This window comes from Leptospiraceae bacterium (genome assembly GCA_024233835.1).
In the GTDB taxonomy this organism is placed as follows: Bacteria; Spirochaetota; Leptospiria; order Leptospirales; family Leptospiraceae; genus JACKPC01.
In genome coordinates this window covers 64,514-90,722 of record JACKPC010000008.1, presented here as the reverse complement: position 1 = coordinate 90,722, position 26,209 = coordinate 64,514, and the positions used below count along the sequence as shown (strand labels likewise).

The window sequence follows — 26,209 nt, the reverse complement described above, 5'->3', positions numbered from 1 at the left end:
TAATCCTGTAATTATAACTTTGCCTCAGGACTATTTTTTCCGGAAATGATTGACAATTTCAGAATTTAAGATTAAGCTATAAAGCTAAGGGATATTTTTCTAAACAAGAAAGTCAAAATGTTAGAGGATGATATAACTTCATAAGGGGAACATAATGAAACATAATAGAATGTATTTCGGGCTGTATAGTTTAATTTTCTTTTTTTTGTATGGGATACTCTCGGCTACTCCAATTCCGGAAGAGCAATTAAAAGTTAATTCAGGTCGAATGTTATTTACACTTACTAAAAAAACCGAGTCCGGCTATGATGCAACTATGACTAAGTATGTAAGCATGACAGGCCTTGCCAATAAATTCTCAGGAAATATTAAATTAAAGGAAAAAACTTTTGATATATCTATGAGTATTAATTTAATAAATTTTTTCTTAAGTGGTGAGTTTAAGTTTGCAAATAGCAGAATGCATGAAACACATATGAATTCTGCTAAATTTGGAACTGCCAGTTATAAGGGAACAATCATTTCCTACGACCCTGCTTCCGGCATGGCTAAAGTGAATGGCAAACTAACAGTCCATGGTGTAACAAAAGATAATTTTGTTATCGAGGGAAAGGTTACAAAATCTAAAACGGGAAAGGGTTATGCTCTCAGATCCGATTTTAAGGTTGATTTACAGGACTTTAAGATTCCTATGCCAAATACAAAGTTGGTTGAAGTGAATCAATTAGTGGATGTTAAGTTAAAGTTAGAACTAAAATAAGAACCATTTAATACATATACCATCGGGGCTTCGGTACGCTTCCACTCAGTCTCCGGTGGTGTATCGAAGGGCGATAACACTTGTTAGGATTTCAATGAAATAATCTGACCTTTTTCTATAGCATATTCCCGAATTTTTTCTTCGAGGTAATCAAGATACTCCCGTTGAAAGGTTCCGAAAATAGGTGCCTGCCAGAACTCAATTTTTTTTCCATCTCCTTCAATCAACAATATATGATAAATTCCTTTGGCATAACGCTCTTCTACCTTCATCCTATCTATGCTACTTATAGGAATTTCAATTTTAAGAGGAGGAATATTACCAATTTTTCTGATATAAAAAACTGCATTATTTTTGAGTTCAATAGAAAATGTTCCCGCAGTAGTAATTATCAACTGAACCAACATATATAAGAAAAACATAATGAAGAGAACAATAAATCCATAAACCATTTTTACACCCAGGCTATCATTCTGTCTTTTGAGTTCTTTTAAAAGCCATTGTGCAAATATTATCATTCCGGCCGGTAAAAAAGTATAGAAGGCCATAACCCAAATAAGGATTGGTTTCATACAGAGTTCATATCGCCTGTTTCCATCCGGAGTTTTTTTCATAAAAAGATAGAACATATGCCGCTTAGAAAGGTCTGAATGTTCGGGATCTCCTTCAATATAAATCGGATTTTTATCTGCATTCATAATTTCTATATACTTATTTAATGGGTTCGGAAGCCAGAACTACCTGATTCCTTCCATTTTGCTTGGCCTGATAAAGAGCGTCATCAGCCTGCTGAATTAATTCATATTCGCTTCTGGCAAAACAGTCCGGGTAGCAGGAAACACCAAAACTCATAGTTACATTTAAGCTGTTTCCCTCCCAGTGAAATTCATGGTTTTCAATTTTTTTTCTGAAACGTTCGCAATGTTTAAAGCCGTCCGGACCGGAAGCTTCTAAGAGGATAAGCATAAACTCTTCCCCTCCGTAGCGACAGAGTATATCTTCTTTTCGTATATTACTTTGATAGATTAAACACATTTCTCTTAGTATATAGTCACCGGCAAGATGTCCGTAAGTGTCATTTATTTTTTTAAAAAAATCCAGATCGCATAAAACCACTGTTATAGGAGTATTTTTTTGGACAGAATTTTGAAAGGCTTCCTGAAGTTTTTCGAAGCCGTAACGCCGATTATAAACCTGGGTTAGCTCATCAATAATAGATATTTTACGAAGTTTTTCGTGAAGAAGGCTATTTTGCATAGCATGTCCTAATTGAGAAAAAATCAATTCCATCAGTCGGGAGATTTCTTCATCCGGTTTATTATCTCCGACGAAAATAAAAAAAGAAATGACTGAACTATAGTAACTGACCGGTGCAATGATAAAAAATCGAGGTCTATAACTTAAACCAAAACCTTTTAATTCAACCGGTATATCCTCAGGTAACTCCAGGGTAAGTGTTTTTCTATTGGCTAAAACCCTATCTACAATGCTGCCCGGATGGAACAAATACTCTTTGTCCAAATCGCTTTCTCTTAAACCGTAATGCGATATGCCTTCCCATTTATCTTCCTGGGAATTTTGAATCAGGCAGATTCCTCCGTGAAAGTTTCCCTGCTTGCAGAGCTCTTCCAAAACATAGTGGCTCAGTTTTCGAGTTTCAAGATAATGATGAACAAAGTTGTTTATTTCGAGTAATCTATCTTCGAGCCTAATTCTTTTGTATAATGACAAAACTAATTGATTAAAATTATCAGCAGAGGCTCCGATTTCATCATCAGATTTTATGTGAATCAGGCATTCCTTTTCATCACAAATTCCCATGGAATTATCTGAATTGATTCGGTTTCTGATTTGAACCATTTTATCGAGAAACTGACGAAACTTATTTCCGAGTATTAACTTTACCAGAAGATAATTTAAGATGCCGACCAGAAATCCCGCAAACATACAGGTAATAAAAAAACTATACGTGTAAATTTCTTTTTGATCCAGATGAGTGACAAGACTTGTCAGTGGAGGAAAGAGTACACCTATGAAAAGGCCAAAACCCATCATATATAGGAGTAAATCTAAAAAAATGGAATGAGTAAACCTGGGTTTCTCAGAATAATCAGTTTTCATATAGGTTTTTTCACCTACCTGAAGAAAATATTAAGTCGGTAAGGTAATCGGGATCTTTTACTTGAAGATAAAGACCCCGGTATCAATGAATGATAGATTCACAGCATGTAAGCCGGAAGTTTCACCTCTTCTCTTGAAATTCCCAGAATACTACACATTTCTAAAAGCTTTTCACGTGAAGGGGGCTGACGTCTTCCTTCCTCAATATCGGATACATAGACGGTAGTCCAACCGAGTTTTTTTGCAAAATCTCCTAATGCCATCTCTTTTTCTAATCGTTTATTATGGATTATCTGCCCAAAGGTCATAAAGTTATCTCCTAACAAAAGAACTTACATTGAATTAATTATGTCCCAAGCCCGAAAGTCGTCAATTTTTTTATGTCTCAAACTCTAAGAAAAAAGAAAAACTTTTCAGTCCATAAATTCCCAGGCACTTTTATAGTAGTTTTTCTCCTGTACGTAAGAAATGAAATCCTCATAAAAAGGGTCTGCTGAGATAGTACTGCTATCTCCGATAATCAAAAGCAGCTTTTTGGCCCTGGTCATAGCCACATTCATCCGTCGAATGTCTGCAAGAAAGCCTATTTCTCTTTCTTCGTTCGAGCGTACCAGGCTTATGGCTATCATATCTTTTTCTCGGCCCTGAAAGGCATCAATGGTATCGATTTCTAAATCCAGAGAAGGGGGTAGGGGGGTTTTTCGAAATAGGTCCTGAAAAAAACGAATCTGCTCCCGGTAGGGAGAAAGAATTCCGAGACTGAAAGGCTTTCCTTCCATTTCTTCCAGAAGCTGCTTTAAAAGCTTCTCTAATAAAAAGGCTTCTTCTTTATTGGAATAACTCCTCGTTTCTTCCTGTAAACTCTCTAAATAGTCACAGCCGGCTGTATCTATAAAAATAAGCTTTTCCGAGCTTAAATAACCCTCTCCAAGACTTTGGTCTTTTACCGAAGGGTCTGAAACCAGTTTTCCTTCGTAAAACTTCTGATTAGAAAAGCCCATAATGGAATCATTCATCCTGTACTGTGTATTCAGCAGGACAGAAGCTTCCGGGAAAAACTCCATACATTTCTCAAAAAGACTTTTAGAGAGACCTTTTTCAGCTGCTTCTTTAGACTTAATTACCGCCGGAAGCTGGCAATGGTCACCGGCCAGGATAAGTTTTCCGGCTTTTAAAATCGGTATCCAGTTGGCCGGTTCGAGGCATTGACTGGCCTCATCAATAAAAACGGTTCCAAATTTCCTTCCCTTCAGGCTGTAGTCATTGGCTCCCACGAGGGTACTACAGACTACATCTGTTCTATCGAGGATTTCATCGATGATATTACGTTCTAAAACCCGGGATTCTTTCCAGATTTCTTTAGCTTCATTTAGCTTTTCCTTTCTTTCTTCTCTCTCAGCCCGTCCGAAGTGTTTCACAAACTTTAAAGCTTCCTGCCGAATTTTACCGGCTTCGTTCTTATACTTTTTAAGGGTTTTATAGTCCTGATGTTTTAGAATCTTACTCTCAAGGCTTAAATCGTAAAGTTTTTCTGAAATGCGAACGGGGTTTCCTATCCGGGTAACATTTACTCCCAGTTCGTTTAAATGTTCTGCTAAAAGATCTACGGCGGCATTACTGGCCGCACAGGCCAGCAAATGCTTCTCTTCCTGTTCAAGAATCTCTTTTATAGCCCGGACTAATGTAAAAGTCTTTCCGGTACCGGGAGGCCCGTGAATAATGCAAAGGTCTATAGAGGAATGAATTTGTTGTATGGCCCGGTTCTGGGATTCGTTCAGGTTTTCTCGAAGTTCTTTGTGAAAGTGCTTGAACTCCGGCTTTTTTTGCCCGGTTAATAGATTACGAAATTCAGAAAGACGGTTATTGTCGGCAGAAAGAACGACCTGCAGGGCATACTCCATTTCCTTGTAGGAATACTCATTATAGTATAAATCCAGACCGAACCTTCCATCCTCCAAGGATTCGGGCATCTCCTCAGCTTCAAGGATAATATGAACTCTATCCTCTTTGGAAAAAGAAACAATACCAATGTAGCTTTCTTCCGAATCCTCAGAACCTGTCTTATTTTTATAAAAACGAACCATTTCCCCCTGTTTAAACAGGTTATCTACCTCAAGAAAGTTTTTCTTGGATAGCTTTAAAACCGGTTTACCACCGGAATTATAGTCTGTTTCCTGAATAATCAGGGGATACCAGCTTACACCTCTTTCCTGTCTTTCTGTGAGGCTTAAATCCTTCAATAAAGACTCATATTCTTTTCTTTCCGCTTCTTTTTCGAGCTTGAGCAGGTTCAAGAGTTCTTCAATAGCCTGAATTGCCTTAGAGTTCATGCAGATCAGGTTCTATATATTGTCTTTAACGGTCAAGATCATGTTGAATAAACCATTAGAATAAGCAGACTTGCCTATAAATTAAGCAATCAGTTTACTAAGCACTAATTTATATAGGTAGTACAAAAATTTAGAAGGGATTTCAAGGAAAGTTTAGGATTCGGGTTTCAGGATAAAAAATGCTTAAATATTAAGCATCGAAAGATTAATAAATTAACAAAGAATTTAAATAAGTATCATTATAACTTTTTTGTAAAAAATATAAGCAGTGAAATTTTAACTGGTACACTACTTGCTTTATAATTTAAGCAATAGGAGAATAGAAGATGAAAAAGAGAGCAAATTATTTAATTGGGATCCTTCTATCAGCCTTTTTTACTACTGCTGTAATCGCAGAAGAAGAAAAGAAAGCTGAAAAAAAATGGTATGACCAGGTAGAGTTTTCTGGTTTTGTAGATGTTTATTACCAGTATGTAGCCAATAACAAACAGGGAGCCCAGTATGATTCCAGCCGGGCTTTCGCTACCTATAATAAACAATTTGGTGTAAACGCTGTAGAACTTGCGCTTCAAAAAACTGCTGATAAGGCAAGTCCCTGGGGTTTCAGAATTAACTTCATGAACGGTCAAAATACGACCCACCAGGAAAACAACTATGGTAATGCCAACAATACAAATAACATGAATATGTTGCAGGAAGGTTTTGTCTCTTTCTATTTTCCTGTTATGAACGGCTTAACAGTCGATGTAGGTAAGATGGCTACCCATATTGGTTATGAGTTATTGGAAACAGTTGATAACCCTAACTATACGATAGGTTATATCTTCTTCAATACAATCCCCTTTATTCATACAGGTGCAAGGGCTGCCTTAAGCATTAACGACGATTGGGGCTTTTCTTTCTTCCTGTATAATAGTGTTCAGGGAACCGGCTACAATTCAGCCAACCAACAAACAGGTGACCACGTATATGCAGATGGTCCGAATAAAGCGAAAGCAGTAGGAACTCAGCTTTCCGGACAGGTTGTAAAGCAACTTAAAGTTGTCTGGAACACCATTTATGGAATGGATCAAGCTATTGCCAGAAGAACGACAATGGATGAATATATATACCAGACTTATCCTTCCAATACGCCAGGAGCCAGACCGGGTAGTTATACTTATGACCATTGGTTCGTGAATGAAGTAATACTTTCTATTACACCTACTGATAAACTGACAGTGGATCTGGACTATACCTACGGAGAGAAAGTGGGAGCTTCTGCACCAAATACTAATTCCGGAGCAACTGTAAGTGGTTTATTGGTAAACCGTGATGGAAGAAACGTAAAACGTATTTACAATACTTATGGTGCCTGGATAAAATATGCCTTTACCGAGAAGTTTTTACTTGCACTTCGTTATGAATACATTGACGATAGTAGGTATGGTGGTTCAATGGCTGTAACCAGAAATGATTCTTACAGATACGACCTTTCCTATAAAAGCACAAGTGGATATGGAGACAAAAAGGGAACCGGTGCTCAAGTAAGAACTTTTACTATTACACCCACTTATAACTGGTCTGAAAACATGATAGTTAAATTAGACCTGAGAAGAGACTGGGGAATGGGAACTCCCTTCGTAGATGAAAGTGGAAGACCGGCAAGCTATCAGAATGGTGCAACTCTCGGTATAGTTGCGAAGTTCTAATAAAGGAGAATAGAAAGATGAGAAAAGCAATGAATCGTTTAACCTTATTCAGTTTAATACTAATAGCAGGCTTAGTAGGCTGTTCCAGGAACTATGCTCAAAAGGACTATGAGCAAAACCGTTACCTGATGCTCGGACTCTTAGAGCCCAATCAAACCGATGCACAAGCGTCCTGTCAGGCTATGGTCTGGAAAATGAATGAATGTGCAGCTCCGGGTTTCGGAGTGGATGTTTATGCTACCTGCGAATCCAAGGCTGTAACAGCAACAAAAGCAGATTATGATGCAGCTATAACCTGTGTTGCAAAGGTAGTAGCCGATACCGGTTGCAATCTACCACAATACAAGGTTCAAACCTCTGCTGCTACAGTAGCGCTATTTACAACCTGCCAAACATCAACAGGTGGAATCACACTATTTAAGTAGTTTAAAAGTCTCCCATCTCAAAAGGGATGGGAGTTTTCCTTTTTTTTCTTTCCCTTTTTTAAATCCCCTGTTTACTGGTAAGTTCTTAAGGATAATACCGGTAAATGATTTCCCTTCGTTCCAAACCAGCCGACATTCCTGTTTCGATTCAACAGGTAATTCATACAATCAGTGGAAATTCTTCCGAGTTAAAAGAACTCTACAGTCGTGCTTTTCGGAATTTGACCTTGAGTATTTCGGATTATCTTGGCATTCGAGACCTTATAGTTTTTTTTCCGACCTATAAAGATAGTTATTCTCTGCATATCAGTCTGTTGTTACTGTATCATTTTTTAAATAATGGAAGTATCTGTTTATCATTACATACGGAAACACTAAAAGAACTCCTTACTAAGTTTGAACTTACTGATATAGTGGAAAAAGTTGCTTTAGAGATTCGAAACTTCTTTTTGCAAAATAAAGAGAGCGAGTTATGGGTAGAATACTACGAAGCGAACCCAAACTCCATTCAACTTGCAAGGCAGAGACTTTTAATCCTATACGAGTATAATAAAAAGAAATATCTTTATTTTCAAAAGTATTTTTTTCATGCCTATCAATTAAAAGAGAATATTCAGGAAAGGTTACATACTGAAAGCAATATACAGTTAAGAGATAAAGAATTTCGTGATTTTTTATCCTTAGAAAAGTCTTTACCTGTATACAGTCTAAACCGCGAGCAGTCTCTTGCCTGTATACTTTCAAATTACGTCAATACCTTAATTATTTCGGGTGGGCCCGGTACAGGTAAAACTACAATCATTTCAAGAATCATATATTCTTTTCTGCTTAAACATCCTTACTATACAGAAAATGATATTCTTTTAACGGCTCCCACCGGAAAGGCAGCCCAAAAGCTTTCCGATTCCATTACTAAGAATATTGAAGATTTTCAGTCTCCTTTACCCAATTTAAACTTATCTTTGCTTATGGGACAGACTTTACATTCCGTACTGAAGTATAAATCGTATGAAGAAAAGTTTAATTTTAATCGGGATAACAAACTACCTTTCCAACTCGTAATAGTAGATGAAGTATCCATGCTGGATATTTCGATGATGAATTACTTCATTGAAGCCTTGAGTGTTGATACACAGCTTATCCTGGTTGGAGATAAATTTCAACTTCCTTCTGTAGAAGCAGGTGCGGTTTTAACCGATCTACTTCCTAAAGGTGAGATAATCTTTAGTAAAAAGCTCTGTCAGCTAGCTAAAGATTTTTTGAATATGAATCTAAATTCTAAGGATGAAAGAAAAAGCTTACTCGAAAATAAAATTGTAATTTTAAACAAATCTCACAGGCAAAAGGATAGTTCGGCTAAAGAAAGTATTTTATCGGTAGCTGAAAGAATAAATAAGGGGGATAATTCATTAGAATTAAAAAATCTTATCTATAAAGAAAAGCTATTTATGGATGCCAATCTAAGCCCGATTCAGCATAAAACGGACTTTCGTGATACCTATTTATTATCTAATGTTTCTACAAATGAAGTTTTTACCGGAGCAATCTATTCTATATTCGATATATTTTTAGGTAATGAACTTAAAGAACTTTATCAGGAATTGGTTCCGGTTTTAGAAAACAATTCCATCTATACCTTAAACACATCACCCTTAAAGGAAAAGATAATTCAGTATATTAATGTTTTAGAGAATTGTAAATTTCTTTGTGCCTTAAAAAAAGGGGGCAGGGGAGTTAACTTTGTAAATAAAATCTTACTACAATATTGGAAATATCGCATTGGAGAAGAAAACTTAAATCTGAATGGACTTCCTCTTATCATCTCGAAAAATGATTACAGAAATAAACTTTTCAATGGAAATACAGGCGTAGGCTTTTATATACAAAGAACTCCCTATTTCCTGTATATCAATCGAGGAGAAATACAGTTTACTCCTTTACAAATCCTGACATCTTATGAATTAGCCATTGCCATTAGCATCCATAAGTCCCAGGGTTCTGAATATGAAGATGTGACTGTCCTCTTACCGGAAGAAGAGGGGCATAGCCTTTTAACAAGAGAGTTGTTGTATACGGCTATTACAAGAGCTAAGAAAAGTGCAATTCTTATTTCTTCCGAATCTGTTTTAAAATCGAGTATTGAGAACCAAATAATCCGAGAAACCGGTTTTTCTGTCTGGGAGAACTCATGAAGCAAACTATATTCATTTTTCTTATTAGCATTACTTTTTTATATCCTGAAAGTTCTATACAAAACAGTATAAAGAAAGCTCAGGATTTACTACAAAAAGAGAATTATACAGAAGCCAATAAAGCCTTTTCTATTCTTTGCTCTGAACATCCCGGTGCTGCCTGCTTTAATTCCCTCGGAATTACCTTTCTCGCTTTGAAAGACTATCCATCAGCTATAAAATTTTTTAAAAAAGCCATAGTAATCGAACCGGAGCATCCTTACTATCATTCTAATCTGGCACAGGCCTACTTTCAAAAAGGCGATAGGGTTCTGGCTGAACAATACTATAAAAAGAGCTATGAACTCGATAAAGAAGCTGTATCTATCCTGAGTTCTTACGGTGTATTTTTATTGTATCAAAATGAGATTCTCCCGGCAAAAGAACTTTTTCAAAAAGCTATTCAGCTAGATGATTCTTATTTTTATCCCAAATTATATATGGGGCTTATTTATATGAAGGAAAACAAACTTCAGGAAGCTATGCTTGAGTTCAACAGGGCCATAGAGCTTCAGGCAAACTATTATGATTTATATTATTACAGGGCTTTATGCTTTTATAAGCTGAGAGAATACTTAAAAAGAATATCAGGTAATATGTATACATATAAACTCTTTATCATCCTATTTCTCTTATCTTTTCAGCTGCTATTAGCAGAAAGCGATCTCTTCTTTCAGCATAATGAATACGGAACTTTAAGTTTTGATCCCTTAGAAGAATATGAAACAGAAGAAGAAAAAGTAAATAGTGTAAATCTTCTTCCTATATTATCTTCTTATAAAAGTCCGGCTAAACGATATTGTTTTTTGACAAATAGTTCTAACCAGGTAATTACACATAGTAAAACTCTTATATTAGTTCCATCCTATAGTTTTAAAACAGAATCGGGTTTTATAGTCGAAGGCGAGGTCTGTTTAGAAGTCACTGAAATTATACAGGATATAGACTTTATTAGTTCCGGCTTATCCTTACATTACAGGGATAAAGAAGGAAGAAAAACCCTTTTTGAATCAGGAGGGATGTTTCAAATACGTGCCTTCCATAAAAATAAAGAAGTGTTCCTGGTAAAGACTCTGAGCCTAAAATTTCCGGCTGTAAGCAATGCAGAAGGAATGGGACTTTATAAAATAAATCAGAGCGAACAATGGGAAAGGGTGAATACCGCAGTTCAAAAGAGTGGAGATCTTTCCTATTCTGATGAAACGAAACGTGTCGGTGTATATATTACTTCTATTGATAATTCTGCTTTTTATAATTTTGATAAACCTTCTCCTGAAATTGCCTGCTTAAAAGGCAAAATACAGTTTTCATCCATAAGGAAAGGAGAGTATGTGAATGTCTTAGCTATGGGAGTAGATCATAAATTTATAGCTTATACTTCTATAGATAAAGACAATGATTATGAGATAAATGTCATACAAGGGAAACGTTATAAAATAATTTATATCGACAGTGAAGGAAATATAGGAGTTTCTAAAGAATTAGAAAGTCCGAAAAAAAGAGGTTTTGCCCGTAAAAAAGAATCGGGTCGAAATTTTAAATTACAGGTTCCGGAAATAACAATTGAATACCTGGGGAATGAAAAACTAAAGAATAAAGACGTCTTCAAGTCCTATATCGGGATTTACGATGAATATTATAATGTGAAGTTTTCCAAGTGAAAACAAAACTAATACAAATATTCCTTGTAATTACTATTTTTTTATTCCAGGGCTTTTCTATTTATTTCACGGAAACCTTTGTTATTAAACCCATTGTAGGAGAACACTTTTTACCGGTTACGAATATTCCATTTCCCTATCTTTTCAATACATTTCTTTTATTTTTCTTTTATAGTATTCTATTTTTTCTTTCCCAAAAAGTTTTCTTTTCCTTCCTTCTTTCTCTGAATCTGTTTATTCTATTAGCTTTGATTCATGCTTTTAAGTTAAAGTACTTAGGTTCTGTTTTATTTTTGACTGATTTCTATGCAGCGGGCTTAAAAACGGTATTTGCTGTCTTTCCGGGCCTTGGCTGGAAATTCTTTCTTCTCCTGTTTCTTACCGTTTTCTCAATTAGTATATTCCTATATCTGTATATTCTACTTTATCAAAAGGAGAAGAACTCTATTCTCTCATGGGCATACAGAATCAATTTATTTTTAGTTCCCTTTTCTCTTATCCTATTTTATCTGAATCCCGAAGCTTCTTTTGAGAATTTTTACAGGGACGTATTCCGTTTAAAACCCAATTATATGAACACACAGATACATTATCAGACACAGGGGCTTTTACTCAGTCTATTAGATAATTATAAAGTTCTTTACCGACAAACCAAACCGGAAACATACCCTCAGGCTTTAGAATCAGAGCTAGATTCTTATAAAAGCAAACCGGGAAAAAAAGTTTCTCTTAATGTAATCCTCATATTAGCCGAGACTTTCTGGGATCCCTTACAGTATCCTTCCTTACAAATCAGTCCTGATCCGATTCCTTTCTTTCGCTCTTTAGCTCAGAAAAACGGGGGAAAGATTATCGTGCCGGGTTTTGGAGGTGGCACGGTCTTAACCGAGTTTGAAGTTTTAACAGGTTTATCTACCCAACTTGTCTGGGGTTATCCCTATGTAAGTGCTGTACATAGAGAAGTACCTTCCCTGGCAAGTGTTTATACATCAGCAAAATATAAAACTTCCTTCCTGCATTCTTATCATGGTTGGTTTTATGATAGGAGCAGGGTAGTTCCCCTTTTAGGTTTTAATGAATTTCAATACGATAAGCACTTTTTCCGGGAATTTCAAGATGAAGTGATAGAAGATGAAAGATACATTATCGACGAATATTTTATAAAAAAGTTAAATAGGGAAATAAAGAAAAAATCTCCCTTTTTTATCTTTGCTTCAAACTATGCTACGCACGGACCTTACAACAAAACAGCCATACGTAAACATTATAAAATAGGGAATACTACATTAAGTTCTTTGCATAAAGAGCATTTACAGGCTAATTTAAACTTACTACATAATTTCGATAATAATTTAGAAAAGCTGCTGGAAGATTTAAAGACTTTAAAAGAACCTGTTCTTTTAGTTGTATTCGGAGACCACGTTCCCAATGAAAACTATCTCGGCTTTTCCCTGAGAGATTATTCGGATAAAGATATAGATAATTTCACCTGTCCTTACTTCGCCTGGTCGAATGTAGAAATAGCGAAATTCCCGGAAAAACTTAGCTCTAATTATCTGGGTTTATACCTTTTAAAGAATTCTTTTCCGAAAGACTTACCCGTATTTTACAGAATATTAGAAAAAGTAGAAACTACCTTACCCGTATTTTCCTTTTACAAATCGACAACAGAAGGTAAACTTTATAAGAATTTGCCGGAAAACTATGAAAAAGTAATAGAGCTTTATAAGCTGATACAGTATGATCTTTTATACGGAGAGAAGCTAAGCTTTCCTTAACACCCACCTACGTGAAGGCGACCCTTCGGAGGGTCGCCTTCACGTAGGTGTCGCCTTCAATATGTGCTTACTTATCTTTAGGTGGTGTATAATTCGTCTTGTCTACAAATTTACCATATACCCAGAAATAATCCGGACAGCTATACGAATAGTAAAATTTATCATAGTCGGAAATAACACTTACCTTATACCAGCGAGCAGACCATTTATTTACTTTCACTTCCTCTTTGGTTTGTTCATGCACTTCTAATATATCACCGGGACTGAGAGCCGTAGTGTCACGAGAACAACTCGAAGCACAGGTCCAGCCATTCTTATTATGCAGGGAAGAATCCATGCTGAACTGGTTACAGGATACTTTATCACTACTTGTTGATGGCTCAGAACGCATGATAAGAGAATCATTAACCTTTACATAAAAAGGTGTAACTTTTTCTGTTTCCGGGCCAGAAGAAGTGGAGCTACCTGTTTTTGTAGCGGGAGGGTTTACGGGTTTTTTATCTGTTTCTTTCTTATTATCACAGTAAGTCAGGGAGAATAAAAAAGAAAGGAGAAGAAATAAGTAAGTCTTTTTTATCATATTCGAAATCCTTAATTTTTCCCCATGATAAAAGGTATGATAAAAAATGAAAATCTTTTTTACTAGAAGGCGACCCTCCGAAGGGTCGCCTTCTAGGAGGTCGCCTTCACATTATATATTATTCACATATTATTTGGGTGGTATATAATTTGTTTTCACAACAAATTTACCATAAACCCAGAAAAAATCGGGACACGAATAATTTGAACCATCAGGAAGTTTGGCTTTATACCAGCGGGCTGTCCATTTACCTACATTTACTTCTTTTTTGGTTTGTTCGTGTATCTGTAGTATATCACCCGGACTAAAGGCTGTTACTTCACGATTACAACCTGAACCACAGGACCAGCCATTTTTTCCATCCAGGGAATAGTCTCCACTAAATTGATTACAGGATACTTTATTACTGTTGGTTGAAGGGCCGGAACGGATAATCAGAGAGTCATTAACCTTTACATAAAAAGGTGTCACTTTTTCTACTTCTAATTCGGATGAGCTGGAATTCTCCGTTTTAGGAGTAGGAGTTTCGTCTATCTTGTCTTTTTTTGCTTTTTCCTTGCCACAGAAACTCAGTGATAGAGAAAGGAAAAAAATAATGGTTAGGTATAGCTTTTTATTCATCTTCTAATTCCTATTTTTTTTTACAAGTTTAAAATAGGTATACTAAAAATGAAAATCTTTTTTTAATCAAAAAGAGGTTGAAGTTTAATGCCTCCTAGAAAAGAACAATAATCAGGTAGAAATAGGCTTAACCTTATAATATGAAACTTTTATTTTTTGCCCTTGCCGGGCTTATGTTTGTAATCGAAAAAAAATACGGACGAAGAGAGCTTCCGGCCAGCCCGAAATGGTATTTGCGATCCATTAGCTTTACTTTAGTTCAGTCCCTGGTAGTTTTCACCTTACATTCTTCCCTGGATGCTTATTTCGAAAAGCATCGACTTTATAACTTGGATGGAATAAATGAATATGCGGCTACCGGCATAGCCTTTTTGGTGATGACCTTTGTGAGTTACTGGCAACATAGAATTAAACATAAGTTTCCTTTTCTCTGGAATTATCTCCACCAGGTGCATCATAGTCCGACACGAATAGAGCTTCTTACCAGCTTTTATAGAAACCCTTTTGAAATTATTATAAATATGTTGATAATGAGTACCGTATTATTATTGGGAGTAGGGGCCAATCGAGATGTAGCTCTAAATGTTGTCCTTCTTTTGGGAATTGCCGATATGTTTTACCACTGGAATGTAAAGACTCCTTACTGGATAGGTTTTATTATACAGAGACCAGAATCCCACGGGATTCACCATTTACAGGGAGTACATGCCTATAACTATGGAGATTTAGCTTTATGGGATATGATGTTCGGAACTTTTAAGAATCTCCGAAACTTCCGTGGAAGATGCGGCTTTAAAGAAGAGGGGGAAACAAAAATCCTTTCTATGTTAAAAGGTATTGATATGTCCGATGGTAAATACTACCATAAAAAAGTAAAGAAAAATTCTATAAATAATCCTTAAATGCTGTTATAATATCTTTACCGCTTATCGTGCTTTTCAGATAACTTTTAATAGTTGTAGATACATCTGAATGGCCTAAATGAGCCTGGACTTTGTGCACATCACCTGTAGAGTCCATCAGAATTTGACCTCCTGTTTTTCGGAAAATGTGCGGATGAAGGTGAATATCCTCTCCGAATGTATCTTCTGCAATATCATTAATCAGACGATTTACTTTTTCTCGGTAGTAAGGAGCTGTATGATTTTTAGAAACATCGGTATAGGTTTTGATATACTCAAAGAGATACTCTTCAGATGGAATCTGGTTTTGAATTTCTTTGATAAGTATAGAAGGTACTTCGATAAAACGCTCCTTATTTCCTTTTCCTTCCCGGATATGAACCAGACTTAAGCCCCGGTTGGAAGAAGGACTCACATCTTCTTTTCGAATATTACAAAACTCCGAGACCCTTACACAGGACACTAAAAGGAATTTGAGCAAAAGTTTATATTCTCGATTGCAATTAGCAAAAATTTGTTCGACCTGCTCTTTTGTTAATGGTCTGGTTCTCTCTGCCGGTTTACTTATCTTAATTTTCTGAAAGACAAATTCTAAAAAAGCTAATTCATCGGAATTGGCCGGAAAAGTTTTCTTAACTGACTGCAATAGAGAGGATTTGATTTTGCGTAAAGTCGCCGGGGAATTCTTCTTTCCAAAACGATTTTTTTCTGTTTTCTTAAGCTCTATAAAAGAGCGGATGCTTTCGGAATTCAAACTTAAATCATTTGTATGTATGTATTCGTTGAAATCCCGAACGTGGGTATCGTAGTTTTCTTCTCCCGTAAGCCGCAGGGATGCAGGCGAATCCTTCTTTCTCTTTTCCAGTTCCATTCCACTTATCTAAAATATAGAGCGTTTTTAGGGCAATAAAAAAATCACAAAATCTTGTATTAAGTGATAAAATTATAAATCCAATATACAGAGTCCAATTCAGTTTTTGAGTCTTTGTGCAATAACACAATAATCATAATGTTAAACTTTTTTGGATAAGTTATGAAAATAATATTTGACAGATATATTCATACTTATTACTTACATTTCATTGCTATTTATGCCAAAAGAAAACTAAATGCAAAGGTAGTAACTAAAAAATATTAATATGAAAACTAAGGAGACTATATGTCTATAAAATACAGCTTACACAGGACTGTTATCGGAAATGCTGATAATAAGTTCCATTCCAGGGTCGTAACACCACAGGTTTTTAACCGTGAAGAACTTGTAAAACGAATGCTCGATAGCGGAACCAGTGTGACCAGAAGCGATATTCTGGCCGTTTTAAACCTGCTTGAGTCTACAGTAACCAATGTTCTACTTGAAGGCGGCAGAATTAACCTCGATGGTTTTATCCAGTTTTATCCCCTGATTCAGGGCGTTTTTAACGATGAATTTGATAATTTTGACTCTTCGAAACATAAAATTGATGTGGGAGTAAGGGCTTCTTCCGAACTCAAACAGCTCGTCAGTCAGGCAAAGGTTGAAAAGGTCGAAAGCCAGGTAAACCTGCCCGTCATGAAGGCGTTCATTGATTTCAAAACCGGCGAAAGAAACAGTAGCATTTTCCCGGGAACGATTGCCGCCCTGAAAGGCAAGAACCTCAAGTTCAACCCGGAAAGAGAAGACGAGGGTCTTTATATACAGAATATGCAGGATATGAACTATACGAGGATAGAAACTTTGTCCAAAAATGCAGCTTTAGAGCTGAATTTTCTGGTTCCTCCTGTGATAAACGAGGGAAATACCTATCGTTTTGAACTCAGAAACCGGATGCAGGCTTCTAATACCCTGAAAGTAACCCGACTTTCCTTTGCTTTGACAGGCGCCGCCTGATAGACTTTTCTACTTCCCGAAAGCCCTTTTTCGGGAGGTAGAGAAATAAAACAGCCCTACTCCCTTTTTCTTTAACTCACCTTGACCTTCGGCAACATCTACCGGCTATATAATAATCTACAGGGCATTTCATTACTATAATACGAAACCTATCATTAGTATAATACAGATCCTTTCATTACTATAATACAGAAGCTATTATTAGTATGATATGGATTGTTTCATTACTATGAAAGAGTTTGTATATCACTTATATACAAAGCCTGTATCGCTTATAAAAGCTCTCATTTTTTACTTATAGCAAGCGAACCACCGGTGGATCACCTCCTATAAGTAATATTTTCATAAATCTGACCAGAATAAGCTTGTCATAATAATTTTAGATTCTAAAAAGGGATAAAAAGTGAAAAATTAATAGGATTTTCATTCTATTTTGTCCGGTATCCCTGATATTCTGAGAAAAAGAGGTAATATGAATAGATTTCGATTTACATTGGCCGCAGGTTCGGGAGATAGACTCTTACCCCTCGATTATTCCTATTTCCTGAGTTCTTATGTTTATAAAACTATATCTAAGGAAAATCCGGCTTATGCCAACTGGTTACACGAAAAAGGCTATGGAGAAAAACGGAAACTGTTTAAGTTTTTTAATTTCGGAACTCTCGTAACAAAGGAATACAAAATCCATGGAGACAGACTCAAACTATTGCATCCGAACTTAAGCTGGGAACTCTCCTTTGCCCACGAAGAAGCCGCCCTACCCTTCATCCGGGGCCTATTTTTAAATAATACCTTTCGGATAGGTGACGAAATTTCTTCTGTAGAGTTTCGCGTAAATCAAATTGAATGCCTGCCCTGTCCGGAATTTCAAGAGGAAATGAAGTATAAAACCTACAGCCCTGTCTGTGCGGATTACCAATTTCCCGGTGAAAAATATACTACTTATCTCGAACCGGGTCATGAACTATATACAAAAATTATTTATAATAATCTAATAAGCAAATACAACATACTTTTTCCTGATAAAACAACGCCGGAAGGAGAATTTGAAATAGAACTCTTAAGCGAAACCAAACGTAAGGTATTGCAGATTCAAAAAAAGAACCAGAAACCGGTCCGGGTAAAAGGATACACCTTTACCTTCAAACTAAAAGCTCATCCGGAATTGCAGAAGCTGGCCTACTACGCCGGCATAGGTAAGGAAAATAGTATGGGCTTCGGTTGTCTGGGGATTAGGGATTAGTGGTTAGGTATTAGGAATTAGTGTTTTACTAATCTCTAATATCTAATCCCTAAATACCAGATGTGACTCACCCGGCGAAGCTATGTACGGAGGATTGAGGGGTGAGGGATGAGGATTGCAAATGGTTTTTATGGGAAAAAGAAAACTGGCAATACGAGAAAAAATTGAGGAGTGTTAAAGATGATACTTACAGAAAAAGATTTAAAGATTGCATCGGATTTTTTTAATAATAATCCGGAATATTTATTAGAGCCTCTGGCTTCTGAAATGAATACAACTCATAAGAATATTCCTGCTATCATGATTGCTCTCGAAGAGAGTGGCATAGATGGCTACGATATTGATGAGTTGATGTTGAGTATAATTACAATCTGGTATGCGATTGTTAAAGTTAAGAAAATTAGGATAAAAAGAATAACAAAATCTAATATAATTAAAAATATAGAGAAATGGAACGAGTTTCTTAATTATTTTAATAAATCCGATGATAGCGAGCGTAGAGAGCTGCAGTTTATAAATAGGGAAAAAGAATTGAATATCTTTGCGACAACAGTTTTGAAAAATATTTATATGAGTCCGAGTATGATACCTGAAGAGGTCGCGACTGTATATTACGGGATTGTTAAGAGTTTTGAGGATAAGTTATATGAGAGTAATGGAGAGTTTTCATGAGTTTAGATACAGTGTTGAAGATTGGAAAAGCGTTATAGCTATGGCAAAAGATATATATCATAATATACTTATTAATGCTTTAGTTAAGGATGGATGGCAAGTCACAGATGATCCATTATTTATTAAATATTTTGAAAAACATTTTTATATAGATTTTGGAGCTGAAAAGTTCCTTGTGGCAGAAAAAAAGAAAAAGAGAATAGCTATTGAGCTTAAAAGCTTCTTGAATCCTTCAAATATTTATGATTTTCATGTAATGATAGGACAGTATACTAATTACAAAATGATTTTAAAAGAAAAAAATTCTGAAAGAGATTTATTTTTAGGTATTGATGAAAATACATACAACAGGTTAAAAGAAAGTATGGGTTTGAAGTCTTTATTTTATTTGCATAATGTAAAATTAATTGTATTTAACCCAGAAATTGAGGAAATTGTAAAATGGAAAAATTAGAACATTATTATAGCATCATTTTAGATGTCATTAACTTCTATGGGAGCTTGAAACCCGAAGGCGATGAGCATTTAACTATCGAAAAGATTATTGATAGGGAAAATAAACGCTTTGCCCTCTTTAGTATAGGTTGGGAAAACTCTAATAGAATCCATGATTGTATAATCCATATAGATATTATCGATGACAAAGTCTATATACAAGAAGATACTACAGATTTACCCATTGCAAGAGTTTTAGAAGATAAAGGTATTTCTAATGAAGATCTGGTTTTATCTTATATGGAGAAATAGGAGATTATAGAATGAGTTTAGATACAGTGTTGAAGATTGGAAAAGCGTTTCGGGAGAGTGAAAAATGATAAAAGAGATTATAGAGTTTACGAAAGATATTGAAAATGAACTAAATGATAGTGATATTCAATTAAATCCTGGCTATCATGCTATAATTGATTTAGATGAATACGGAAACATTAAGGGAAATGGTTTTTTTAGTTATACTCACCGAAAAGGAGAATTAATTGATGACGAATATTTACAACAATTAAATGAACTTGCAAAAATAGAAAAAATTTCAAAAGCATTAGGAAATAACAAAGGGATTATTGATAAAAAAATCTTTTCAAATAACATTTATACACTGTATTTTAAATTAATATTTTCTAATGAAAAAGAAAAACTAAAGATATTAAAAGATTTCATTTCTAATAATAAAGCAAATACTTCTATTACTCTTTTCGATCTAAAAATAGTTAAAAATAATTTTGATGCTATTTTTTCAGAAAAAATCAAAGATAATCATACTATTAGAATTAAAGAATATTATTCAAAGATAAAAACTGAACTTTATAATGATGAAATTATTAATAAATTTGATGCCATAGAGAGCTTTTGTCTTAATAAATTGAAGAAAATCCTTCTTGAAGATGAAAACTTTTCAAAAGGTTTAATTCTTAAGAAAAATAAAAAAGGAGAATCTGAATTAAGTCCTGATTTATTGGATTCTGAAATTCGTATTAATTTTTCAAGTAATTATGATTTAGTAAAAGAAGCTTCTGATTTGTATTTCAATCAAAAATTACCTTTAAAAGATGATAAAACTAAGAACCAACATTATACTAAAATTATTGAAAATACGAAATATTTTCTTCCTTCCTTTTATTATCAAGATAATGATAAGAAACCTTTTTTAAAACATAAAACATCTGCATTTTTATTCAATACCAGACTTCCTCTTGAGGACCTTAAATCCTTATTTACTTTTGAAGAATATTTAAAAGACAAACTTCTCCCAAATCCACTTCCTATATTCATAGACAAACGAGAATTAAATAAAGATGTTATAACTTTAATTAAACGAGATGGAAAAGTTAAATACTCTGAAATTATAAAAAATATATATGAGGATAAAAAAGAAGACTTAGGTAATTATTATTTACTTTATACTATGGGAAAAGAAATAAAAGACTTTGATTTTGTTTCTAATTTTAGGTATAAAACTGATTTTGAAATTAAAAATCTTTTTAAGCTAAAAAATAATGATAAGACTCTTCCTGATATATCAATAGATAATATATTTTTATTTGAAAGGGTTGTAATAGACCAAATATTCAATGGAGGACTAATTCGCTATTTTGATGATAACATCAGAGTTAATTATTTTACTATGGATGATCCAAAATCTTTTAAAAAGTTAAAAAAGGATTGTGGAGAAAGCCCTATCATTTATCAGCTTGTTTTAAAATATAGAAAAGCTATCTTTGATTATATCTATAAGTCTAAAACGGAAGCTATTAATGGAAATATGTTTTACGATATTTTAATTTCAGGTATTATGAATGATATAAAAAAAGATCATGATTGGAAACACAGTTATAAAATTAAAGAAAAGCTAAATATTTGGTTTAGTTTAAACCATCATTTTGATAAAAATAATATAAACTTTGGAGGACACTATATGCCCAGCAGGCTACAGGAACAACTTGATAGAATAAAAAGCATTGCAAGTGAAAATTCTAAACATTTAGAAACAGATGATGAGTTTGCATTTGCTTCCGGACAGTTAATATTTCATTTATTAACAAAAAGTCAATCAGCAACAAGAACCCATGCTTTATTAGAACCCTTCTTACAAAAGCATGATATAAAATTATATAAGGAGGCAATAGCCAAAACCTTTGAAAGATATAAACATGAATTCACCTTGTATCCAAACAAATATGAGTTTGATAGAATCATGAGCGAAGTAATGGCGTTTGAATTAGAAGAGAAGAATTTAAAAAAACTTTTACCTTTTATTTTAGCAGGATATTTTTCAGAATCAGTTTTTAAGAAAGAAAAGTCAACAGGACAAGGAGATAACCATGACAGATAATAAAAAAGCATCTTTCGAAAATAGAGTATTTGGTTGTGTAATAGTAAAATCTATTAACTCAAATTATAATGCAGATTTCACCCACCAGCCCAGAACATTACCGGATGGCACTGTTTACGCTACTGATAAAGCGTTGAAATATACTATTCGAAACTATATTGATAGGGTATATACAGAAGAAAAAGTTTTTTACTTTAAGCGGTTAAATGAAGATTTGAATCCTCTTGACTTAGTTGGAATGTATAAGAGAGTTTTTAATTCTGAAATAAAAAGTGACTCTAAAGATAAACTACTTATCAATTTATTAAGCTGTATCGACATAAAACTTTTCGGCGCTACATTTGCTCCTAAAGGTAATGATCAAAAAGGAAAAAATATTTCTATTCATGGACCAGTGCAAATTAATCATGGAGTAAATCGATTTCCAGAAAATAGCATTTATTCAGAACAAATCATGTCACCTTTTAGCAATCCAAAAGAAAAAAAAGGGAAAGATAATGAGGAATCTGAAAGTAGTGAACCAGGAATGACCACACTTGGTTCTCAGTCCAAACTCAAAGAAGGTCATTATGTTCACCACTTTTCTATTAATCCCCTAAACCTTAGAGACCATTCTGAAATAGCAAACAAAGGTAAAAAAGAATCTGAAACAGTATTTCTTTCCAATTTAGATATTGAAAAATTAAAAGAAGGTATGAAAAAAGGAGCAACCTATTATGATTCAGCTTCTAAAGCCGGAACTGAAAATGAACTATTACTCTGGATTCAATTAAAAAAAGAATCAAAAGCTGTTTTACCAAATTTGTCTGAGTTAGTAGAGGTGGAAAGGAAAGAATCCGGACAAGTAAAAATTGATTTAAGTAAAATCAAAGAGGTTTTAGAAAGTCGTAAAGATGAGATAGAAAAAATTGAAGTTAGTTATAACAGCTCTATCACAGAGTTAATCGGACTACCTGATAACTCAGTTATAAGTGAATTATAATTCTCTTAGGTATCAAATAATGAATAAATTAATTTCTTTTGACTTACATGCAGATATGGGCTTTTTTAAAAAGCCCGATATCAATGATAAAATTTTTCTTACTTATAATATGCTTCACAAACCCGCACTTTTAGGAATTTTGGGAGCTATTATAGGTCTATCGGGATATAAAGAGAAAGACATCTTTCCTGAATATTACAACATCTTGAAAGAATTGCCTGTTGGAATTGAACCTTTGAATCATGAAAATGGAAACTTCCAAAAGACTACAATTAAGTATAATAATGGAGTCGGATACGCTAGTGGAGAAGATGGTGGTAATCTTATCATTAATGAGCAAACGTTAATTAAGCCATCCTATCGAGTATATCTTTTATTGAATCCGGAATATGAATATCATAGTAAAATTTTTACTTACATTAGGGAAGGTAATGCTGAGTTTTTACCTTACCTCGGTAAGAATGATTATTCCACCTGGTGGAGTAAAAATAACGTAATGCAATATGATTACAAAATATTTGAGTGTTCTAATGATTTTAGTATCTCTTCTATCTATTATAAACAGAATCCTTTAAAATCTGAAAAAGTAAAACCTATAATATCCTTTAAAAATAGAGTTGTTTTTAAAGGATTTAGCTATTTCGAAAGTTTACCAATAGGTTTTCATGAAGGTTTATTTCAGTATATTTTAGCAGATTTTGTTTTTACCAATTGGACACTTTCAAAAGAATCTTCTATTCCAAGCTTATATAGCTTAAATAATGAAAAAATAATACAACTATTTTAATATGAACGGTATAAAAAAAGTATTGGCTAATATACCAACTATTCCAGGGCTCTTGAACAATTATAAAGATTACTACGCCCATACATCTAACTCTAACTCCCCCGAAAGTTTGGAAGATCACTGTGAACTTGTAAAAAAGTACTTAGAGAATATTATTTCTAAAAATAGTTATGATACAGTTATTAGTTCTTTACTCGAATGCTTTATCAATGAAAACAATTACTTTAAAAACAGTATAAAGGAATTGTTTTTATCTTCTATAATTTTTCATGATCTTGGAAAAATTAATGAAAACTTTCAAATTGAAAGATTAAATAATACACGGTTTAATAAATCTAATAATGGATTAGATACCGGACACTCTTTTTTAGGTTTATATATTTTTATTATGTATTGGCTTAAAATAATCGATGACAAGCTATCAGATTCAAAACTTTCAGATGAAGATGCTGTAGGCCTTTTGGTTATATGTTTATTTCTTTCTTATCCAATACTGAAGCATCATAGTTCCTTTCTGGGTAACACTAAGAAAAACATTTTATCTTTACAAATTCACAAACACATTTTGAAGTTAAAGCATTACCTACTACAATATAATATAGTAGTAGATGACGATTTGGTTAATAATCTCATTAATGAAGATATGAATACTTTGTTTGATAATTTTAAAAGTTTATATACAGATTATGAATTTTCCTTATTTTCTTTATTAAAACTAAACTACTCTTTACTTACTTCTTCTGACTATCTGGCAACTTCTCATTATATGTTAGGTTGGAATCAGATTTATAATGATTTAGGACTTTTAGATGAAGGAAAAAAAAGAAATATTATCAAATATTTTTATCATGATAATAAAGCTAAAGAATATAATAAAAACTTAAATCAACAGCATGATTACTTTAAAAACTATTCCTTAGATAATTTACAAGAGAGAAAGAATGATAATCTAAATATAATCAGGCAAAAGTTAGCAGTAGAAGTTATTGAATCCATTAGAAACCATTCGGAAAGTAATCTGTTTTATTTAGAGGCCCCCACAGGTTCTGGAAAAACAAATCTTTCAATGATAGCTTTAGTTGAGTTATTAAAAATCGATATAGAGATGAAGGCAAATTCTATTTCTAAAGTATTTTATGTATTTCCATTTACAACACTTATTACTCAAACTTATACAGTAATAAAAGAAACTTTAGGTTTAGAAGATTCTGAAATAATAGAACTGCATTCCAAAGCAGGATTCAAAGATAAAAATGAAGAAGAAAAAGATGGTGTATACGGTAGTGAGAAATTAAATTATATAGATAATCTTTTTGTAAATTATCCATTCTGCCTATTATCACATATTCGATTTTTTGATATTCTGAAAGGAAATAAAAAAGAAAACAATTACCTATTACATCGATTAGCTAACTCCATTGTTATCATAGATGAACTCCAATCCTACAATCCTTTACATTGGGATAAGATTATTTATTTTATTTCTAATTACTCAAAGTATTTTAACATTAAATTTATATTGATGTCAGCAACCCTACCAAGAATAGATAAGCTTTTAAATAATACTGAATCATTATTTACCGAACTAATTCCGGATTCTATAAAATACTTTACAAATCCAAACTTTAAAGATCGAACAATATTTGATTTTACATTGAGAGAGAAGAAAGAGAAAATAACATTAAAAAACCTATCAGAAGAAGTTTTAAAGCAAGCTACAAGTTACTCAAAGACGAATAAAACAAATCCGGATAGCGTGTATGTAATTATAGAATTTATATTCAAAAAAACAGCTTCAGAATTCTACTCGATTATAAAAAATAATAATGAAATTAGTGATTTTTTTGAAGAGATATTTGTTCTTTCTGGAACTATTTTGGAACCTAGAAGAAAAGAAATTATTAACTTTTTAAAGAACAAAGATAATCGAAAAAAGAAAATATTGCTAATTACTACGCAGGTGGTAGAAGCAGGTGTAGATATTGATATGGACATAGGCTTTAAGGACACTTCTTTAATCGATAGTGACGAACAATTAGCCGGAAGAATAAATAGAAATGTAAAAAAGGATAATTGTATTTTATATCTTTTTAAGTATGATGATCCTTCAGTGATCTATAAAAATGATGAGCGATATAGAGTAACAAGAGAAAAATTAAGTATAAGTGACTATAAAAACATTCTTGAAACTAAACAATTCTCAAAGCTTTATAACGAAGTTATGAATAAAATCATTAATTGGAACAGTAGTAAATATAAAGATAATTTCACTAACTATAAAAACTATATCTGCGACCTAAATTTCGAGAAAGTCAATAATGAATTTCAACTAATAGATAATGATAATATTTCAATTTATATTCCTTTGGAAATAAAAATTGAAATTCAAGGCTCTATAGATAAAAACTTTACTGAAAAAGAGCTAAACTTTTTAAATCAACTTGGAGTAAATACTAAAGTTGTTGTTGATGGTGGAGAAGTCTGGAAAATATATGAAAGTATAATACATAATAAGAAGTTAGATTTTATAAACAAAAGGATATCATTGAAAACTTTACAAGGAATAATGTCAAAATTTATAATTTCAATATTTGCTAAATCTAATGAAATTAAGAATTTGGAAGTATACGGAGAATATAAATATGGCTTCTTATATTTATGGAATTATGAGCCAGTTTATGATTATACTTCAGGAATCAAAGACGGACTATTGGACAACTTCTTCTAA

Annotated in this window: 23 protein-coding genes; 16 read left to right on the top strand and 7 right to left on the bottom strand. The window is 33.5% G+C overall.

Going from position 1 to position 26,209, the window contains the following annotated elements; translation table 11 throughout:
• Positions 1-154: 154 nt before the first annotated feature.
• Positions 155-760: a YceI family protein gene (locus H7A25_26200; GenBank protein ID MCP5503419.1), complete on the top strand. Its 606-nt coding sequence runs from the start codon at positions 155-157 to the stop codon at positions 758-760.
• Positions 761-843: 83 nt separating this feature from the next.
• On the opposite strand, the gene H7A25_26195 is transcribed toward H7A25_26200, so the two are convergent.
• From H7A25_26195 to H7A25_26180, 4 genes are all read right to left on the bottom strand, one after another.
• Positions 844-1,458: a hypothetical protein gene (locus H7A25_26195; GenBank protein MCP5503418.1), complete on the bottom strand. Its 615-nt coding sequence runs from the start codon at positions 1,456-1,458 to the stop codon at positions 844-846.
• A gap of 13 nt (positions 1,459-1,471) precedes the next feature.
• A complete protein-coding gene (locus H7A25_26190) occupies positions 1,472-2,881 on the bottom strand; it encodes a GGDEF domain-containing protein (GenBank protein ID MCP5503417.1) in 1,410 nt (469 codons plus the stop codon).
• A 98-nt stretch (positions 2,882-2,979) separates the two neighbouring features.
• The gene (locus H7A25_26185; protein ID MCP5503416.1) at positions 2,980-3,189 is read right to left on the bottom strand and encodes a helix-turn-helix domain-containing protein; all 210 of its coding nucleotides are present in this window, start codon (positions 3,187-3,189) and stop codon (positions 2,980-2,982) included.
• 105 nt (positions 3,190-3,294) lie between these two features.
• The gene (locus tag H7A25_26180) at positions 3,295-5,211 is read right to left on the bottom strand and encodes an AAA family ATPase (protein MCP5503415.1); all 1,917 of its coding nucleotides are present in this window, start codon (positions 5,209-5,211) and stop codon (positions 3,295-3,297) included.
• 326 nt (positions 5,212-5,537) lie between these two features.
• Here H7A25_26180 and H7A25_26175 point away from each other — a divergent pair, with 326 nt between their 5' ends.
• The 5 genes from H7A25_26175 (at position 5,538) to H7A25_26155 (ending at position 12,997) form a co-directional block, all read left to right on the top strand.
• Positions 5,538-6,902 carry a porin gene (locus H7A25_26175; GenBank protein MCP5503414.1) on the top strand — a complete coding sequence of 455 codons (1,365 nt, stop codon included), beginning with the start codon at positions 5,538-5,540 and terminating at the stop codon, positions 6,900-6,902.
• Positions 6,903-6,919: 17 nt separating this feature from the next.
• Positions 6,920-7,327 (top strand): hypothetical protein, encoded by a 408-nt coding sequence (locus H7A25_26170; protein ID MCP5503413.1) that lies wholly within the window; start codon positions 6,920-6,922, stop codon positions 7,325-7,327.
• Positions 7,328-7,431: 104 nt separating this feature from the next.
• Positions 7,432-9,519 (top strand): exodeoxyribonuclease V subunit alpha, encoded by a 2,088-nt coding sequence (gene recD, locus H7A25_26165; protein MCP5503412.1) that lies wholly within the window; start codon positions 7,432-7,434, stop codon positions 9,517-9,519.
• Positions 9,516-11,219, top strand: coding sequence for a tetratricopeptide repeat protein (locus tag H7A25_26160; GenBank protein MCP5503411.1), 1,704 nt, complete (start codon positions 9,516-9,518; stop codon positions 11,217-11,219). The genes recD and H7A25_26160 overlap by 4 nt, the downstream gene beginning before the upstream one ends.
• Positions 11,216-12,997: an LTA synthase family protein gene (locus H7A25_26155; GenBank protein ID MCP5503410.1), complete on the top strand. Its 1,782-nt coding sequence runs from the start codon at positions 11,216-11,218 to the stop codon at positions 12,995-12,997. The genes H7A25_26160 and H7A25_26155 overlap by 4 nt, the downstream gene beginning before the upstream one ends.
• Before the next feature lie 67 nt (positions 12,998-13,064).
• Here the strand turns inward: H7A25_26155 and H7A25_26150 are convergent, their stop codons facing one another.
• A complete protein-coding gene (locus H7A25_26150) occupies positions 13,065-13,577 on the bottom strand; it encodes a hypothetical protein (GenBank protein MCP5503409.1) in 513 nt (170 codons plus the stop codon).
• A 129-nt stretch (positions 13,578-13,706) separates the two neighbouring features.
• Positions 13,707-14,198 (bottom strand): hypothetical protein, encoded by a 492-nt coding sequence (locus H7A25_26145; protein MCP5503408.1) that lies wholly within the window; start codon positions 14,196-14,198, stop codon positions 13,707-13,709.
• A 140-nt stretch (positions 14,199-14,338) separates the two neighbouring features.
• Here H7A25_26145 and H7A25_26140 point away from each other — a divergent pair, with 140 nt between their 5' ends.
• Positions 14,339-15,100, top strand: coding sequence for a sterol desaturase family protein (locus tag H7A25_26140; GenBank protein MCP5503407.1), 762 nt, complete (start codon positions 14,339-14,341; stop codon positions 15,098-15,100).
• Here the strand turns inward: H7A25_26140 and H7A25_26135 are convergent.
• Entirely contained in the window at positions 15,084-15,971 is an 888-nt protein-coding gene (locus H7A25_26135; protein MCP5503406.1) for a site-specific integrase, read from the bottom strand. The genes H7A25_26140 and H7A25_26135 overlap by 17 nt on opposite strands.
• A gap of 288 nt (positions 15,972-16,259) precedes the next feature.
• Here H7A25_26135 and H7A25_26130 point away from each other — a divergent pair, with 288 nt between their 5' ends.
• From H7A25_26130 to cas3, 9 genes are all read left to right on the top strand, one after another.
• Positions 16,260-16,970 carry a DUF4469 domain-containing protein gene (locus H7A25_26130; protein MCP5503405.1) on the top strand — a complete coding sequence of 237 codons (711 nt, stop codon included), beginning with the start codon at positions 16,260-16,262 and terminating at the stop codon, positions 16,968-16,970.
• 472 nt (positions 16,971-17,442) lie between these two features.
• Positions 17,443-18,213: a CRISPR-associated endoribonuclease Cas6 gene (gene cas6, locus H7A25_26125; protein MCP5503404.1), complete on the top strand. Its 771-nt coding sequence runs from the start codon at positions 17,443-17,445 to the stop codon at positions 18,211-18,213.
• Between the two features lie 180 nt (positions 18,214-18,393).
• Positions 18,394-18,885, top strand: coding sequence for a hypothetical protein (locus H7A25_26120; protein ID MCP5503403.1), 492 nt, complete (start codon positions 18,394-18,396; stop codon positions 18,883-18,885).
• Between the two features lie 40 nt (positions 18,886-18,925).
• Entirely contained in the window at positions 18,926-19,339 is a 414-nt protein-coding gene (locus H7A25_26115) for a hypothetical protein (GenBank protein ID MCP5503402.1), read from the top strand.
• Positions 19,327-19,632, top strand: a complete 306-nt coding sequence (locus H7A25_26110; GenBank protein ID MCP5503401.1) for a XisI protein — start codon at positions 19,327-19,329, stop codon at positions 19,630-19,632. The genes H7A25_26115 and H7A25_26110 overlap by 13 nt, the downstream gene beginning before the upstream one ends.
• Before the next feature lie 64 nt (positions 19,633-19,696).
• Positions 19,697-21,712, top strand: coding sequence for a hypothetical protein (locus H7A25_26105; protein MCP5503400.1), 2,016 nt, complete (start codon positions 19,697-19,699; stop codon positions 21,710-21,712).
• Positions 21,702-22,694 carry a type I CRISPR-associated protein Cas7 gene (locus H7A25_26100; protein ID MCP5503399.1) on the top strand — a complete coding sequence of 331 codons (993 nt, stop codon included), beginning with the start codon at positions 21,702-21,704 and terminating at the stop codon, positions 22,692-22,694. The genes H7A25_26105 and H7A25_26100 overlap by 11 nt, the downstream gene beginning before the upstream one ends.
• Positions 22,695-22,713: 19 nt before the next feature.
• A complete protein-coding gene (gene cas5, locus H7A25_26095) occupies positions 22,714-23,481 on the top strand; it encodes a CRISPR-associated protein Cas5 (GenBank protein ID MCP5503398.1) in 768 nt (255 codons plus the stop codon).
• 1 nt (position 23,482) lies between these two features.
• Entirely contained in the window at positions 23,483-26,209 is a 2,727-nt protein-coding gene (cas3, locus tag H7A25_26090) for a CRISPR-associated helicase Cas3' (GenBank protein MCP5503397.1), read from the top strand.

Excerpts from the sequence above, each read along its gene's own strand:
- H7A25_26170 (MCP5503413.1), top strand. The coding sequence starts at position 6,920 with ATGAGAAAAGCAATGAATCGTTTAACCTTATTCAGTTTAATACTAATA.
- H7A25_26105 (MCP5503400.1), top strand. The coding sequence starts at position 19,697 with ATGATAAAAGAGATTATAGAGTTTACGAAAGATATTGAAAATGAACTA.
- H7A25_26200 (MCP5503419.1), top strand. The coding sequence starts at position 155 with ATGAAACATAATAGAATGTATTTCGGGCTGTATAGTTTAATTTTCTTT.
- H7A25_26195 (MCP5503418.1), bottom strand. The coding sequence starts at position 1,458 with ATGAATGCAGATAAAAATCCGATTTATATTGAAGGAGATCCCGAACAT.
- cas3 (MCP5503397.1), top strand. The coding sequence starts at position 23,483 with ATGAACGGTATAAAAAAAGTATTGGCTAATATACCAACTATTCCAGGG.
- H7A25_26160 (MCP5503411.1), top strand. The coding sequence starts at position 9,516 with ATGAAGCAAACTATATTCATTTTTCTTATTAGCATTACTTTTTTATAT.
- recD (MCP5503412.1), top strand. The coding sequence starts at position 7,432 with ATGATTTCCCTTCGTTCCAAACCAGCCGACATTCCTGTTTCGATTCAA.
- cas5 (MCP5503398.1), top strand. The coding sequence starts at position 22,714 with ATGAATAAATTAATTTCTTTTGACTTACATGCAGATATGGGCTTTTTT.
- H7A25_26110 (MCP5503401.1), top strand. The coding sequence starts at position 19,327 with ATGGAAAAATTAGAACATTATTATAGCATCATTTTAGATGTCATTAAC.
- H7A25_26130 (MCP5503405.1), top strand. The coding sequence starts at position 16,260 with ATGTCTATAAAATACAGCTTACACAGGACTGTTATCGGAAATGCTGAT.
- H7A25_26140 (MCP5503407.1), top strand. The coding sequence starts at position 14,339 with ATGAAACTTTTATTTTTTGCCCTTGCCGGGCTTATGTTTGTAATCGAA.
- H7A25_26145 (MCP5503408.1), bottom strand. The coding sequence starts at position 14,198 with ATGAATAAAAAGCTATACCTAACCATTATTTTTTTCCTTTCTCTATCA.
- cas6 (MCP5503404.1), top strand. The coding sequence starts at position 17,443 with ATGAATAGATTTCGATTTACATTGGCCGCAGGTTCGGGAGATAGACTC.
- H7A25_26150 (MCP5503409.1), bottom strand. The coding sequence starts at position 13,577 with ATGATAAAAAAGACTTACTTATTTCTTCTCCTTTCTTTTTTATTCTCC.
- H7A25_26175 (MCP5503414.1), top strand. The coding sequence starts at position 5,538 with ATGAAAAAGAGAGCAAATTATTTAATTGGGATCCTTCTATCAGCCTTT.
- H7A25_26115 (MCP5503402.1), top strand. The coding sequence starts at position 18,926 with ATGGCAAAAGATATATATCATAATATACTTATTAATGCTTTAGTTAAG.
- H7A25_26135 (MCP5503406.1), bottom strand. The coding sequence starts at position 15,971 with ATGGAACTGGAAAAGAGAAAGAAGGATTCGCCTGCATCCCTGCGGCTT.
- H7A25_26120 (MCP5503403.1), top strand. The coding sequence starts at position 18,394 with ATGATACTTACAGAAAAAGATTTAAAGATTGCATCGGATTTTTTTAAT.
- H7A25_26185 (MCP5503416.1), bottom strand. The coding sequence starts at position 3,189 with ATGACCTTTGGGCAGATAATCCATAATAAACGATTAGAAAAAGAGATG.
- H7A25_26190 (MCP5503417.1), bottom strand. The coding sequence starts at position 2,881 with ATGAAAACTGATTATTCTGAGAAACCCAGGTTTACTCATTCCATTTTT.
- H7A25_26180 (MCP5503415.1), bottom strand. The coding sequence starts at position 5,211 with ATGAACTCTAAGGCAATTCAGGCTATTGAAGAACTCTTGAACCTGCTC.
- H7A25_26100 (MCP5503399.1), top strand. The coding sequence starts at position 21,702 with ATGACAGATAATAAAAAAGCATCTTTCGAAAATAGAGTATTTGGTTGT.